Genomic DNA, 14658 nt, shown 5'->3' with positions numbered 1-14658 from the left:
ATCTGCAGGCCCGGGAAGCGTAACGCCACCGGGCTTTTTTACATCATGATGCTAATGACAGCTCACGCTTTCCCGCGTTCTGCGCCAGCCACTGCGCCACGCGCGACTGCTGCTCGGCATCCAGCCACATCCCTTCTTTGGTACGACGCCAGATGGCATCATCCAGGCGGCGCACCCACTCGTTTTCAACCAGATAGCGCAGTTCGGCTTCGTAAAGTTCGTGACCGAAATGTTCACCCAGGTCGGCAAGCGTTTTGGCTTCACCCAGGATCCATTCCGTATTACTGCCGTAGGTACGGGCGTAGTGACGCGCCATCCCTTCGGTGATGAACGGGTAGCGACGGCGCAGTTTCGCGGCATAATCATCGCGGTTATCCCCGATATCGCCGCCAGGCAATACGGCACCTTTAGTCCAGGCCGGGCCAATGCCTTTGTAGTACGGCACCAGTTTTTCCAGCGCGTGTTCGGCCAGCTTACGATAGGTAGTGAGCTTGCCGCCAAAGACCGACAGCAGCGGTGCCTGGCCGTCCACGTCATGAATATCCAGCGTATAATCGCGGGTGATAGCCTGCGGTGAGTCCGATTCGTCATCACACAGCGGACGCACGCCGGAGTAAGTCCAGACCACGTCATCGCGTGCCAGCTGTTTTTTGAAGTGCGCGTTATACACTTTCAGCAGGTAGCTGACTTCACTTTCGTCGATCTCGACATTTTTCGGATCGCCTTTGTACTCCACGTCGGTGGTGCCGATGATGGAGAACTCGTCCATCCACGGGATCACAAACACGATACGTTTATCTTCGTTTTGCAGGATATAGGCCTGCTTCTGGGTATGCACGCGTGGCACGACAATGTGGCTGCCTTTGATCAGGCGGATGCCGTACGGCGAAGGCAGGTGCATTCCCTCATCAAAGAACTGTTTCACCCACGGCCCGGTGGCGTTCACCAGGCCGCGCGCTTTCCAGCTGAACTTCTCGCCGGTATCCACGTCTTCCGCTTCAACAATCCACAGGCCGTTTTCACGACGGGCAGCCGTGGCGCGGGTGCGGGTTTTCACCTCGCCGCCCTTTTTCACCACCATCTGCGCATTGGCAAGGACCAGACGCGCATCGTCTACCCAGCAGTCGGAATATTCGAATCCGCGCACGATTTCAGGTTTAAGGACCGATTCTGAGCCAAAACGCAAACCGGTCGATCCTGGCAGGTTGGTACGTTTGCCCAGATGATCGTACATAAACAGACCGATTCGAATCATCCACGCCGGACGCAGATGCGGGCGGTGGGGCAGGCGAAAGCGCATCGGAATCGCCAGATGCGGGGCCATTTTCAGCAGCACTTCACGTTCGGCCAGGGCTTCGCTGACCAGGCGGAATTCGTAGTGTTCCAGGTAGCGCAGGCCACCGTGGATCAGTTTGGAGCTGGCGGACGAGGTCGCGCAGGCGAGATCGTTAGCTTCCAGCATCAGCACGGATAAACCGCGTCCTGCAGCATCGGCCGCAATCCCGGCACCGTTGATGCCACCGCCTATCACAATCAGATCTTTGGTTTCCATAACACCCTCACGCACTTTCGTTAAAGCTCAGAAATGTTCGATATCGCTCATAATAGCAAAGGAACGTGCTTTTGGTAACATCAAAAAAACAATTTAGAGTGATATGGATAACATAATGGCGTTTACCCGCCGCCAGGACGTACACTACGGGGTAAAATAGTGCCGCTTGATGCCCTCGCCCATCCTTCTCACTTCAGGAGAGAGTGGGGGGTGAGAGGAAGCGCACCACACCTGAATATAAGATGAGAGCACCATGGATCAGTTTGAATGTATTAACGTAGAAGAAGCCCATCAGAAAATGCACCAGGGAACGGCTGTGCTGGTGGACATCCGCGATCCACAGAGCTTTGCGATGGGCCACACGCCAGGCGCGTTCCACCTGACCAACGACTCCCTGGGCGCGTTTATGCGCGATAACGATTTCGACACGCCGGTGATGGTCATGTGCTACCACGGCAACAGCAGTAAAGGTGCAGCGCAGTACCTGCTTCAGCAGGGCTACGATGCGGTTTACAGCGTCGATGGCGGCTTCGATGCCTGGCATCGTCATTTCCCGGCAGAAGTTGAATACGCGTTTGAGCGCTGATACCGCTATACTGTCCCCTTTTGTGTGGAAATAAGCGACGGCTGCCCATGTTGATGATCACCTCTTTTACCAACCCGCGCGTCGCCCAGGCGTTTGTCGACTATATGGCGACGCAGGGCGTTATTCTGACCATCCAGCAACATCATCAGACCGATGTGTGGCTGGCCGACGAGAGCCAGGCCGCGAGGGTAAATGAGGAGCTGGCGCGATTCCTTGAGAACCCTGGCGACCCGCGCTATCTGGCCGCAAGCTGGCAATCAGGCCAGACGGGCAGCGGGCTGCACTATCGTCGTTTTCCCTTCTTTGCCACCGTGCGCGAACGCGCGGGTCCGTTTACGCTGCTGCTGATGGCGGCCTGCATTATCGTGTTCATTATGATGAACGTGGTCGGCGACCAGAGCGTCATGATCGCCCTGGCATGGCCCTATGACCCTTCACTGGACGTTGACGTCTGGCGCTATTTTACCCACGCGCTGATGCACTTCTCGGTGATGCATATTCTCTTTAACCTGCTGTGGTGGTGGTACCTTGGCGGTGCCGTCGAGAAGCGTCTTGGCAGCGGGAAGCTGATTGTGATCACCGTCATCAGTGCCCTGTTGAGTGGCTATGTGCAGCACAAATTCAGCGGCCCGTGGTTTGGCGGATTATCAGGTGTTGTGTATGCCCTGATGGGCTATGTCTGGCTCAGAGGTGAGCGCGATCCTGAAAGTGGCATCTATCTGCAACGCGGGTTAATAACCTTTGCGTTAATATGGCTAATTGCCGGATGGTTTGATCTGTTTGGTATGTCTATCGCCAATGGTGCACACGTCACCGGGCTGGCCGTTGGGCTGGCGATGGCGTTTGCCGACACGCTCCATGCGCGAAAACGAACATAATTCTCAGGGATAATTGATGAAACAAACACAACGTCATGACGCCATTATCGAACTGGTTAAAAAACAGGGATATGTCAGCACCGAAGAGCTGGTCGAGCAGTTTGCCGTCAGCCCGCAGACCATTCGTCGTGACCTGAACGACCTTGCCGATCAAAACCGTATTCTGCGCCACCACGGCGGGGCGGCGCTGCCGTCCAGCTCGGTCAATACCTCATGGCATGACCGTAAAGCCACGCAAACGGCGGAGAAAGAGCGCATTGCGCGGAAAGTCGCCAGCCAGATCCCTAACGGGGCGACGCTGTTTATTGATATCGGCACCACGCCGGAAGCGGTCGCCCATGCGCTGCTGGATCATGAAAACCTGCGCGTCGTGACCAATAACCTGAATGTCGCGAATACCCTGATGCAGAAAGACGATTTCCGCATCATTCTTGCGGGCGGCGAGTTACGCAGCCGCGACGGCGGCATCATCGGTGAAGCGACGCTCGACTTTATCTCTCAGTTCCGTCTCGATTTCGGCATTCTCGGGATCAGCGGTATCGACAGCGATGGCTCCCTGCTGGAGTTTGATTATCATGAAGTCCGCACCAAGCGCGCGATTATTGAGAATTCACGCCACGTTATGCTCGTGGTGGACCACTCCAAGTTTGGCCGTAACGCGATGGTGAATATGGGCAGCATCAGCATGGTTGATGCGGTTTATACCGACGTGATGCCGCCGGCAGGCGTGATGCAGGTGATTAAGGATAATAATCTGCAGCTGGAACTGTGCTGACGTAAAAGCAAAACGGCAACCGAAGGTTGCCGTTTTTAGTTTCTGCAAAACAGGCCCGGGTGAGGGCACCCACGCGCACCGGAATTACACGCCGTACCCCATCATCTTCAGCAGCTGCTGTGCATGCTGCACCGCATCCTGACGATGGGCGACGCCCAGCTTCTGATAGAGATTGCGGATATGGGTTTTGATGGTCGTCGCCGCCACCGCCAGTTCACCGGCGATCTGCTCGTTGCTGTAGCCTGAGTAGATCAGCCCCAGCACCTGCCATTCGCGCTGAGTGAGCGGGCTGGTGCGGATCAGTTCCGGTACTTCCGGATGGTTCAGCAGACGTTCCACGAAGTTCTCATCAAAGTGCGCAAACTTATGGCGATGGTGCTGGTTAATCTCGCGCAGAATACGCTGGGCACGATGCTGATCCAGCTCTGGCAGCGTATTGAGTTGAATCAACTGTCGCAGCTGCTGGGCCATCACTTCACCTTCAATGACAAAGTGGCTGATAAACCCGGTGCGGTTCGCCAGCTGCAGCGCTTCCAGCAGGACGCGCTGGGCATCGTTTTTGCGGCCCGCCTGCCAGTAAAGCTGGTTCAGCAGAAGCAGGTTGCGGTTGAGATCGCTCATCAGACGCAGGCTGCGGGCGTTTTCATTAAGCTCTTCCAGCACGATTTCGGCAGGGTCTAATTCACCGAGCAGGATCTGGACGCGGGCAATGTTGCGCCACTGGCTCTGCAGGAAGTGGTTGTTGGCAAATTCCGGTTTAGGGGTCTGACGTAACCAGTTGGCGGCGGATTTTTTGTCGCCGGTCATCTGCCAGTAAATCACCCGCACCTTATCGGCGTTGGACACCCAGTCGCTGTGGTACTGACCGTTACCGAGCAGGTTTTCCAGACGGTTAAGGTGGTTGCGGGCGTTATCAAGATCGCCACGCGCCAGCGAGCACTGGACCAGCAGCGCCAGACACTGCAATTGCTGCTGTGGCTGGAAGCTGGAGAGAACGTCCACACCCTGACGGGCGCAGCTTTCCGCTTCATCCAGACGCGACCATGCCCAAAGAAGCTGTGCACGAATGCGCAGCAGGAACTCGTGCATCGGCAGCTGTTCCAGATGCTGCTCACGAATCAGCTGGAAGGCCTTTTCCTGATTTTCCCAGGCGGCCTGCAGGAACCCCTGCGCAAACAAAATTTCACTTTGCTGGATCAGGCTCCACAGCGCGTAATGCCAGACATCGTGGCGGCGGGCCATCTGTTCAGTTTGTTGCATGAGCGAAAGGGAGCGCGTCAGCTCGCCTTTGCAGTGCAGAACTTCACCGTGTACCGAGGTGGCCACAATACGGCTGTAGAAATTGGCCAGCGGCAGTTCATCCAGCGCAACCATCGCCAGGCGCTCTGCCTCTTCCGGATCACCGTCGTTAATCGCCACCTGCGCTCGCAGGGCGTTGAATTCGCCGTGCAGGGTGGCATCCATATCGCTTTCCATCTCCTGCTCGGCACGTGCCAGCAGGGTATTTACTTCACTGTAGCGATGCTGGCTCTGCATCAGCCAGGCCTGCAGCAGCACCAGGCGCGGATTCTCCAGCAGGCTCTCCCACGGCAGGGCTTTCAGTGACTCTTCAAGCAACGTCAGCTCGCTGTGGTTAAACAAGCCCCATGCGTGGTTAAGGAGGATATCGCGCAGCATGCCGGCATCACCGGCGGCAAGCGCGTGGTGAATCGCCTCGCTCGGGAAACCTTGCGCCATCCAGCTTTCGGCGGCGGCGCGATGGATTTCCGGCAGTTCCGTCGCAAGCTCCCACTGACAGCGCTGGCGCAGGAAGCTGCCGAACAGTGGGTGATAGCTGAACCACTCACCGGGATCGTCCATTCGGGTCAGGAACAGGCCCTGGCGTTCAATCTCTTCCAGCTGCAGCTGACCGTTTTCACAGCCGGTCACGCGCACGATCAGCGCGTCGTTCATGGAACGCAGCAGAGAACTTTTGAGCAGGAAATTTCGGGTCGACGGATCAACGCTGTTCAGCACTTCGTCGACGAGATAATCAGAAAGATGGCTCGCGTTAATCCCCGCCAGGCGACGCGCAGACTGGTGCGTCGGGCTGTTATTTTGCCGGGCAGAGAGAGCAATCAGCTGCAGCGCCGTCGCCCAGCCGGCGACATCATCACACAGGCGGCTGCTTTCGGAGGCCTCAATTGGCGAGTTCAGTCGACAGTCAAAGAACTGTTTGGCTTCCTGATGGGTAAAGGCCAGCTGCTGGCTGCCGACTTCCAGTAGCTGATCGCGCACGCGCAGGTTGGCAATGCCCAGTTGTGGCAGGTTACGCGACAGCACGACCAGGGTCAGGTTTTCCGGCTGATGACGCAGGAAGAAACGCATCGATTCATGGATAACCGGGTTAGTGATGAGATGATAATCATCAATCACCACGTACAGCGGGCGATGCCATTCGGCCAGTTCGATAAACAGCTGTGAGAAAAGGGAAGACAGGCTGGCGTACTGGCGCTTTTGCACCATGACCTCACTGGCGACGCAGTGTCCGTTGGTTGCCTGCTGAATGGCAGCAATCAGATAGCTGGCAAAACGCTCTTGCTGGTTATCGCCCTCATCAAGGGAGTACCAGCCAAGGTCGCTCTTACCTGCGGCCCATTGCGAAATGAGCGTTGTTTTTCCATAACCTGCAGGGCTCGTAACCAGCGCCAGTCGGAAATTATGCGCGCCGGAAAGTTTAGCCAGCAGACGCTCGCGGACCACTGTATGGTCAAGACGAACCGGGCGACTTAATTTAGACGGAATCAACATAGTTTTCACTTCACTGTGGGGAACGAGAGAATTTATTTTTTTTGCGCTTCGTAATTAATAGCTATAAGGTCGGCCAGAAAGAGAACTATTGCAAGTTATGTCTGGGTTTTGTGGCTCTGAATTTGCACTCTGTCACAAAACATTCAGGCGAGTACCGGAACTTTTCCAGAATGGCTTTAACACCGCGTCAGCGCTGGCTTGTCCCAGTGTCACACGGTTACGCTGAAACTGGTTTCAGAAAGGTATAGTGACGTCAAATTTAATAAAGTTCGGGTAAAGTTGAGTGAGATTAATAATCCCCTTAGGTAAGGCCCCATTGCAGAAATATTATTCTGCGTAAGTAATCATTTCGGCGCGGATTAATTTCATCCGAAACTGTATTTCATTTTTTTGACATTCTCCCCGGTTATCTTTTTTTCTTCCTGGCACACTCGCACTATGCTCTCAGAGTGGCCTTGATCACACTTTTATGCTCATCCCCGCTACTCCTCCCTGCCTAATCCCCTGCGGGATGAGGAAGAGGCGAAATGAGCCTGGCACACTAGCGCCAACATGTGTTTTCTCTCTACAGGATGCCAATTCCCTATGTCACAGCCTACCTTTAACAAAGCTCAATTCCAGGCTGCCCTGACGCGTCAGTGGCAGCGTTTTGGCCTTCACGCTGCAAACGAGATGACGCCTCACCAGTGGTGGCAGGCAGTGAGCGGTGCGCTCGCGGAGCAGCTGGATGCTCAACCGTTGGCAAAACCGGCGAAAGACCAGCGCCACGTTAACTACATCTCAATGGAGTTCCTGATTGGCCGTCTGACAGGTAACAACCTGCTGAACCTCGGCTGGTATCAGGAGGTGGGTGATGTGCTGAAAGAGCATGACATTAACCTGACCGACCTGCTGGAAGAAGAGATTGACCCGGCGCTGGGTAACGGTGGTCTGGGACGTCTGGCGGCCTGTTTCCTTGACTCGATGGCCACCGTCGGTCAGTCGGCCATTGGCTACGGTTTGAACTACCAGTACGGCCTGTTCCGTCAGTCGTTTGCTGATGGTCATCAGATGGAAGCGCCGGATGACTGGCACCGCAATACTTACCCCTGGTTCCGCCACAATGCACAGCTTGATGTGCAGGTGGGCATTGGTGGTAAAGTCACGAAGCAGGGGCTGTGGGAGCCTGCGTTTACCCTGACCGGCGAAGCCTGGGATCTGCCGGTGCTGGGCTACCGTAACGGCGTGGCGCAACCGCTGCGTCTGTGGCAGGCAAAGCATGCTCATCCCTTCAACCTGACCAAATTCAACGACGGCGATTTCCTGCGTGCCGAGCAGCAGGGGATCGACGCCGAGAAACTGACCAAAGTCCTTTACCCGAACGACAACCATCTGGCGGGCAAGAAACTGCGTCTGTTGCAGCAGTACTTCCAGTGTGCCTGTTCCATTGCGGATATTCTGCGTCGTCATCACCTGGCGGGCCGCAAGCTGGCGCAGCTGCCGGACTTCGAAGTGATCCAGCTTAACGATACGCACCCGACAATTGCGATTCCTGAACTGCTGCGCGTGCTGATTGACGAGCACCAGCTGAGCTGGGATGACGCGTGGGCGATCACCAGCCGTACGTTTGCCTACACCAACCACACCCTGATGCCTGAAGCGCTGGAGTGCTGGGATGAGAAGCTGGTGAAAGCCCTGCTGCCGCGTCATATGCAGATCATCAACAAGATTAACGACGCGTTTAAAAAGCAAGTGGATAAAACCTGGCCGGGCGACAAAGCGGTGTGGGCGAAGCTGGCTGTGGTACATGACAAACAGGTGCGCATGGCGAACATGTGCGTGGTAAGCGGTTTTGCGGTGAACGGTGTGGCGGCGCTGCACTCGGATCTGGTGGTGAAAGACCTGTTCCCGGAATACCACCAGCTGTGGCCGACCAAATTCCATAACGTGACTAACGGCATCACGCCGCGTCGCTGGATTAAGCAGTGCAACCCGCTGCTGGCTGGCCTGCTGGACAAAACCCTGAAGAAAGAGTGGGCCAACGATCTGGACCAGCTTATCAATCTGGAAAAGTATGCCGACGACGCGGCATTCCGCGAGCAGTACCGCGCCATTAAGCTCGAAAACAAAGTGCGTCTGGCGCATTTTGTCAAAGCGCGTACCGGGATTGAGATCAACCCGAACGCCATTTTCGATATTCAGATCAAACGTCTGCATGAGTACAAACGCCAGCACCTGAACCTGTTGCATATTCTGGCGCTGTATAAAGAGATCCGCGAGAACCCGCAGGCTGACCGCGTACCGCGCGTGTTCCTGTTTGGGGCGAAAGCCGCACCGGGCTACTACCTGGCGAAAAACATTATCCTCGCCATTAATAAAGTGGCCGCGGCCATCAATAACGATCCGAAAGTGGGTGACAAGCTGAAGGTGGTGTTCCTGCCGGACTACTGCGTCTCTGCAGCTGAGATGCTGATCCCGGCGGCGGATATCTCCGAGCAGATCTCCACGGCAGGGAAAGAAGCTTCCGGTACCGGCAACATGAAGCTGGCGCTGAACGGTGCGCTGACCGTCGGTACGCTCGACGGCGCGAACGTCGAGATCGCCGAAAAGGTGGGGGAAGAGAACATCTTTATCTTCGGCCATACCGTCGAAGAAGTGAAAGCCCTCAAAGCCAAAGGTTACGACCCGGTGAAATGGCGTAAGAAAGACAAAGTTCTTGATGCGGTTCTGAAAGAGCTGGAAAGCGGCAAGTACAGCGATGGCGATAAACATGCCTTTGACCAGATGCTGCACAGCATGGACAAACACGGCGGTGACCCGTATCTGGTCATGGCGGACTTTACGGCCTATGTGGACGCGCAAAAACAGGTCGACGTGCTGTATCGCGACCAGGAAGCGTGGACCCGGGCGTGCATTCTGAACACCGCCCGCTGCGGGATGTTCAGTTCTGACCGCTCAATCCGTGATTATCAGGCTCGTATCTGGCAGGCAAAACGCTAAGGAAGCGCGATGGAGAGTAAACGTCTGGACAGTGCCGCGCAGGCGGCGGGGATCAGCCTCAGTTACATTAATGCTCACGGCAAACCACAGTCTATTGGCGCCGACACCAAAAGACGTTTGCTGGATGCCATGCACAAGACCGACGCGAAAGCGTCGGTTGCTCCGGTGCCGAACGTGAAGGTGTTTACCGCCGGTAAAAAGATGCCGCTTACGGTAAACGGGCGCGGCGAATTTAGCTGGCTGCTCACGACCGAAGAGGGGCAACAGCACAAAGGCCACGCCACCGGTGGCAAAGCGCTTAACCTTCCGGCAAAACTGCCGGAGGGCTATCACACGTTAACCCTCACGCAGGACGACCAGCGTTTTCATTGTCGGGTGATTGTTGCGCCAAAACGCTGCTATGAGCCGCAGGCGTTGCTCGAGGGTAAAAAGCTGTGGGGGGCCTGCGTGCAGCTCTACACGCTGCGCTCTGACAGCAACTGGGGTATCGGCGATTTTGGCGACCTGAAAAAGATGCTGGCGGATGTGGGCGAGCGCGGCGGTGCGTTTATCGGCCTCAACCCCATTCATGCGCTCTATCCGGCGAACCCGGAAAGTGCCAGTCCGTACAGCCCGTCATCCCGTCGCTGGCTGAACGTGATTTACATTGACGTGAATGCCTTAGACGATTTCAAAAGCAGCAAAGAGGCGCAGGCGTGGTGGAACCTCGCGACCACTCAGCAGGCGCTGAAGCAGGCGCGCGAGACGGACTGGGTAGACTATGCCACCGTAACCGCACTGAAAATGGCCGCGTTACGTCTGGCGTGGAAAGGTTTTTCGCAGCGTGATGACGAGCAGATGTCGGCTTTCCGCCAGTTTGTAGCTCAGGAAGGCGAGAGCCTTTACTGGCAGGCGGCGTTCGATGCATTGCATGCTTATCAGGTAAAAGAGGACGAAATGCGCTGGGGCTGGCCGGTATGGCCGGAAGCGTATCAATCTGTCGATACGCCCGAAGTGCAGGCGTTCTGCAAAAAATATGCTGACGAGGTGGATTTCTTCCTCTGGCTGCAGTGGCTGGCTTACAGCCAGTTTGCCGCCTGCTGGCAGGTGAGCCAGGGCTATAAAATGCCGATCGGCCTGTACCGCGATCTGGCCGTTGGCGTGGCGGAAGGCGGGGCGGAAACCTGGTGTGACCGCGAGCTTTATTGCCTGAAGGCCTCCGTGGGCGCACCGCCGGATATTCTTGGCCCGCTCGGCCAGAACTGGGGCTTGCCGCCGATGGATCCGCACGTCATGGCTGCGCGGGCTTACGAGCCGTTTATCGACCTGCTGCGCGCCAACATGCAAAATTGCGGCGCGCTGCGAATTGACCACGTGATGTCCGTCCTGCGTCTGTGGTGGATCCCTTATGGTGAAACGGCTGACCACGGCGCGTATGTACAGTATCCGGTTGACGATCTGCTCTCGATCCTGGCGCTGGAGAGTAAACGTCATCAGTGCATGGTGATCGGCGAAGATCTCGGTACCGTGCCGGTTGAGATTGTCAGTAAGCTCCGCGACAGCGGTGTTTACTCCTATAAAGTGCTCTATTTTGAAAACGACCATGAGAAAACCTTCCGCGCGCCGAAAGCGTACCCTGAACAGTCAATGGCAGTCGCGACGACGCATGACCTTCCTACGCTTCGTGGCTACTGGGAAAGCGGCGATCTGACGCTCGGTAAAACGCTGGGTCTGTATCCGGATGAAGAGGTCTTACGTGGGCTGTATCAGGATCGCGAGCTGGCGAAGCAAGGGTTGCTTGATGCGTTACACAAGCATGGCTGCCTGCCGAAACGCGCCGGGCATAAGGCATCACTGATGTCGATGACGCCTACGCTCAACCGCGGATTGCAGCGCTATATCGCCGACAGCAACAGTGCCCTGCTGGGTCTGCAGCCGGAAGACTGGATTGATATGGCGGAGCCGGTGAACATTCCGGGTACCAGCTATCAGTACAAGAACTGGCGTCGCAAATTGTCCATCACGCTTGAGAAGATGTTTGCCGATGACGGGGTGAACAGGCTGATTAAGGATTTGGATAAGCGCAGAAAAGCGGTGGGTAAAACGCGGTAGTCTCACAGAGAGAAGAAAGCCGGGTAAGCGCAAGCTACCCGGCTTTTTGATATCAGATAACCATGTTCAACAGCAGAACCCCGACCAGACCACATACCGAAATAATGGTTTCCAGTGCAGACCAGGACTTGATGGTTTCACCGATAGTCAGGTTGAAATATTCCTTGAACAGCCAGAAGCCCGGATCGTTCACGTGAGAGAAAATCACGCTACCGGAACCTACCGCGATAACCATCAGCTCAGGGCTCACGCCCGTCGTCGCAATCAGCGGCGCAACGATACCACCGGCGGTGATTGCTGCAACGGTTGCAGAGCCGAGCGCGATACGCAGCACCGCAGCGATAGACCACGCCATCAGCAGCGGTGATACATTGGTTTCATGCATCATGGCCGCGATGTATTTATCCACGCCGCTGTCGACCAGCACCTGCTTGAACGCACCGCCACCACCGATAATCAGCAGCATCATGGCAATGATTTTGATGGAAGAGGTCAGCGTGTCGTTAATCTGATCCATCGAACGACCACGGTTCAGGCCGAAGGTGAACATCGCAATCAGCACCGCAATCAGCGTCGCCATCACCGGGTCGCCCAGGAACTCGGCAACGGACAGGAACGGGTGGCCTTTTGGCAGGATCATTTCCGCCACGGCACGCATCGCCATCAGGATGACCGGTACCAGAGAGGTCCAGACGCTGACGCCAAAACCAGGCATCTCTTCTTCCGTGAAGGTTTTCGCGCTGTACAGACCTTCCGGGATAGGCTTATCAATCCCTTTCAGGAAGCGGGCATAAACCGGGCCGGCCAGGATCACCGTCGGGATTGCCAGAATCGTACCGAACAGCAGGGTTTTACCCATATCGGCATGGAAGATGGTGGCGATCGCGGTTGGACCCGGGTGTGGTGGCAGGAAACCGTGCGTAACGGACAGCGCGGCGGCCATCGGTACACCGACATACAGCAGTGGAATGTTCGCTGCCGCTGCGATGGTGAACACCAGTGGCAGCATCAGGACGAAGCCCACTTCATAGAACAGTGCGAAACCGACGGTAAACCCGGTTAACACGACCGCCCACTGAATATTCTTCTTACCAAATTTGGCAATCAGCGTGGTGGCAATACGCTGGGCGCCCCCACAGTCCGCCAGCATTTTGCCGAGCATAGCGCCAAAGCCCATGATCAGTGCCAGGCTACCGAGCGTGCCGCCGACACCGGCTTTAATGGAGCTGATGACTTTCACCAGCGGCATCCCTTGCATCAGACCGACTGCAAGTGCCACCAGAACCAGAGCGATAAACCCGTTCATTTTGAACCGGATCATCAAGAGCAGTAATAACACAACACCGATAGCAACGATGACTAATGGCATGATTTACCTGGCCTTTGAATTGTTATGGGTAACGTCATTGTTTCAACGACAAATTCCGATTGTCCCAACTGGGAACAGAGTGTTAACGGCACTAATACTGTTGCCTTGGAAACTATTAAGTTTAGTCGGCTGTTATGAAGGTGCTTAGTGCCCACGAGAATGATACGGGTAACATGTCGTGGTTGAGAATCACCCTGGGGGGCTAAATTTGAATTATGAGACGCAGGTCAACATATGGGGAGGCAAGGCAGGGAGGGGAAAGCAGGCCCGGTAAGCATAGCGCCACCGGGCAAAAGCAGGCGGACGCTTAGTAGTAAGAGTGCTCGCCGCGCTGGTGTTCGGTCAGATCGCGCACACCTTTCAGTTCCGGGAATTCGTTCAGCAGCTGCTTCTCGATCCCTTCTTTCAGCGTGACATCAACCATTGAACAACCGTTACAGCCGCCGCCGAACTGCAGGATCGCCAGGCCGTCTTCAGTGATTTCCATCAGGGAAACACGCCCGCCGTGGCCCGCCAGCTGTGGGTTGATCTGAGACTGCAGCAGGTACTCGACGCGCTCCATCAGTGGGGCATCGTCAGACACTTTACGCATTTTGGCGTTTGGCGCTTTCAGGGTCAGCTGAGAACCCAGCTGATCGGTGACGAAGTCGATCTCCGCATCTTCAAGATACGGTGCGCTCAGCTCATCAACGTAAGCCGTGAGCTGTTCAAATTTAAGGGCAGTGTCAGTCGCTTCCACTGCGTCCGGAGGACAATAAGAGACACCACATTCTGCATTCGGAGTGCCTGGATTGATCACAAACACGCGGATCTGCGTCCCTTCTTCCTGATTTGCCAGCAGTTTGGCAAAGTGCGCTTGTGCAGAATCGGAAATACGGATCATAGCTTTGGCCTAATAGTTGACTAAATTACCTGGGTATAATCATACGCCCATTGAAGAAGGGCTACAAGGTACGGCACAGACACCATACCTGAACCGACGCGGCGCCGCTTTGCAAAAGCAGTCGGGAAAGTTCAGCAACGGTACTGCCTGTGGTGACGACATCATCCACAATCGCGATATGGAGGCCTTTGACCGGGAATTCAAGACGAAAGGCATTTTTGAGGTTCCTTTTGCGAAGTCGGGCCGTGAGCTGATGCTGGATGGCCGTATTATGGACGCGTTTGAGCGCACGGGCGTCGTACCGGCAACCGAGCCATCGCGCGAGCGGGCGGCAAAGCAAGTCACTTTGGTTGTAGCCGCGTCGCCAGTGTCGGCGACGGTATAAAGGCACGTTAACCACCATGTCGATGTTCGGCAGGCCGCGGGTGCGTCGCGCCTGTAAAACGGCCAGCAGTAACAGGCGGGCGAGGGGACGCGCCAGCACACTCTGGCCGGCAAACTTCAGCGCATGTATAAGGCCGCTTAACGGCGCAACATAATCATCCACAGCCACCAGGGCACACCACGGCGGCGCTTTTTTCAGGCAGCGGCCGCAGGGAACGTCTCGCCCGGTGGCCGCTAGCCCACACTGCGGACACGTCATCGCCTGCCTTTTCAGCGAGCGGGTGCAAACGGAGCAGACGCCCCATGCGCTGAGGGCAAGCGGCATCCGGCATAGCCAGCACAAGCCAGGCACTGTTAACATGTGCAACCTC

At 56.0% G+C, this 14658-nt stretch carries 10 protein-coding genes; 5 read left to right on the top strand and 5 right to left on the bottom strand.

Annotated elements, in window-relative coordinates; all coding sequences use genetic code 11:
• Nucleotides 1-43 precede the first annotated feature (43 nt).
• On the bottom strand, nucleotides 44-1552 hold the full coding sequence (glpD, locus tag L462_RS06345; RefSeq protein WP_032679125.1) for a glycerol-3-phosphate dehydrogenase: 1509 nt from the start codon (nucleotides 1550-1552) through the stop codon (nucleotides 44-46).
• 253 nt (nucleotides 1553-1805) lie between these two features.
• Between glpD and glpE the strand changes: the two genes are divergently transcribed.
• Genes glpE through L462_RS06360 form a run of 3 tightly spaced genes read left to right on the top strand, consistent with a single transcriptional unit; the run spans nucleotide 1806 to nucleotide 3791 of the window.
• Entirely contained in the window at nucleotides 1806-2138 is a 333-nt protein-coding gene (gene glpE, locus L462_RS06350) for a thiosulfate sulfurtransferase GlpE (RefSeq protein WP_020884562.1), read from the top strand.
• Nucleotides 2139-2185: 47 nt separating this feature from the next.
• Nucleotides 2186-3016 (top strand): rhomboid family intramembrane serine protease GlpG, encoded by an 831-nt coding sequence (glpG, locus tag L462_RS06355; RefSeq protein ID WP_032679123.1) that lies wholly within the window; start codon nucleotides 2186-2188, stop codon nucleotides 3014-3016.
• A 16-nt stretch (nucleotides 3017-3032) separates the two neighbouring features.
• Nucleotides 3033-3791: a DeoR/GlpR family transcriptional regulator gene (locus L462_RS06360; RefSeq protein ID WP_008503060.1), complete on the top strand. Its 759-nt coding sequence runs from the start codon at nucleotides 3033-3035 to the stop codon at nucleotides 3789-3791.
• An 84-nt stretch (nucleotides 3792-3875) separates the two neighbouring features.
• Here the strand turns inward: L462_RS06360 and malT are convergent, their stop codons facing one another.
• Nucleotides 3876-6581: an HTH-type transcriptional regulator MalT gene (gene malT, locus L462_RS06365; RefSeq protein ID WP_032679122.1), complete on the bottom strand. Its 2706-nt coding sequence runs from the start codon at nucleotides 6579-6581 to the stop codon at nucleotides 3876-3878.
• A gap of 585 nt (nucleotides 6582-7166) precedes the next feature.
• Here malT and malP point away from each other — a divergent pair.
• Together malP and malQ are read left to right on the top strand one after the other, a co-directional pair.
• Nucleotides 7167-9560: a maltodextrin phosphorylase gene (gene malP, locus L462_RS06370; RefSeq protein ID WP_032679121.1), complete on the top strand. Its 2394-nt coding sequence runs from the start codon at nucleotides 7167-7169 to the stop codon at nucleotides 9558-9560.
• 9 nt (nucleotides 9561-9569) lie between these two features.
• Nucleotides 9570-11651, top strand: coding sequence for a 4-alpha-glucanotransferase (gene malQ / locus L462_RS06375; RefSeq protein WP_032679120.1), 2082 nt, complete (start codon nucleotides 9570-9572; stop codon nucleotides 11649-11651).
• Nucleotides 11652-11703: 52 nt separating this feature from the next.
• Here malQ and gntT read toward each other — a convergent pair whose 3' ends face one another.
• The 3 genes from gntT to gntX form a co-directional block, all read right to left on the bottom strand.
• Complete coding sequence (gntT, locus tag L462_RS06380; protein ID WP_014171973.1) at nucleotides 11704-13020, bottom strand: gluconate transporter; 1317 nt, start codon at nucleotides 13018-13020, stop codon at nucleotides 11704-11706.
• A 307-nt stretch (nucleotides 13021-13327) separates the two neighbouring features.
• Nucleotides 13328-13903, bottom strand: coding sequence for a Fe-S biogenesis protein NfuA (gene nfuA, locus L462_RS06385; protein WP_003861601.1), 576 nt, complete (start codon nucleotides 13901-13903; stop codon nucleotides 13328-13330).
• Between the two features lie 61 nt (nucleotides 13904-13964).
• Nucleotides 13965-14648: a DNA utilization protein GntX gene (gene gntX / locus L462_RS06390; protein ID WP_032679118.1), complete on the bottom strand. Its 684-nt coding sequence runs from the start codon at nucleotides 14646-14648 to the stop codon at nucleotides 13965-13967.
• Between the last annotated feature and the right edge of the window lie 10 nt (nucleotides 14649-14658).

Origin of the sequence: Enterobacter sp. BIDMC 26, assembly GCF_000534435.1 — a bacterium.
Lineage (GTDB): Bacteria > Pseudomonadota > Gammaproteobacteria > Enterobacterales > Enterobacteriaceae > Enterobacter > Enterobacter ludwigii.
The sequence above is the reverse complement of the archived record's forward strand: the minus strand, read 5'-3'. Positions and strand labels throughout refer to the sequence as shown.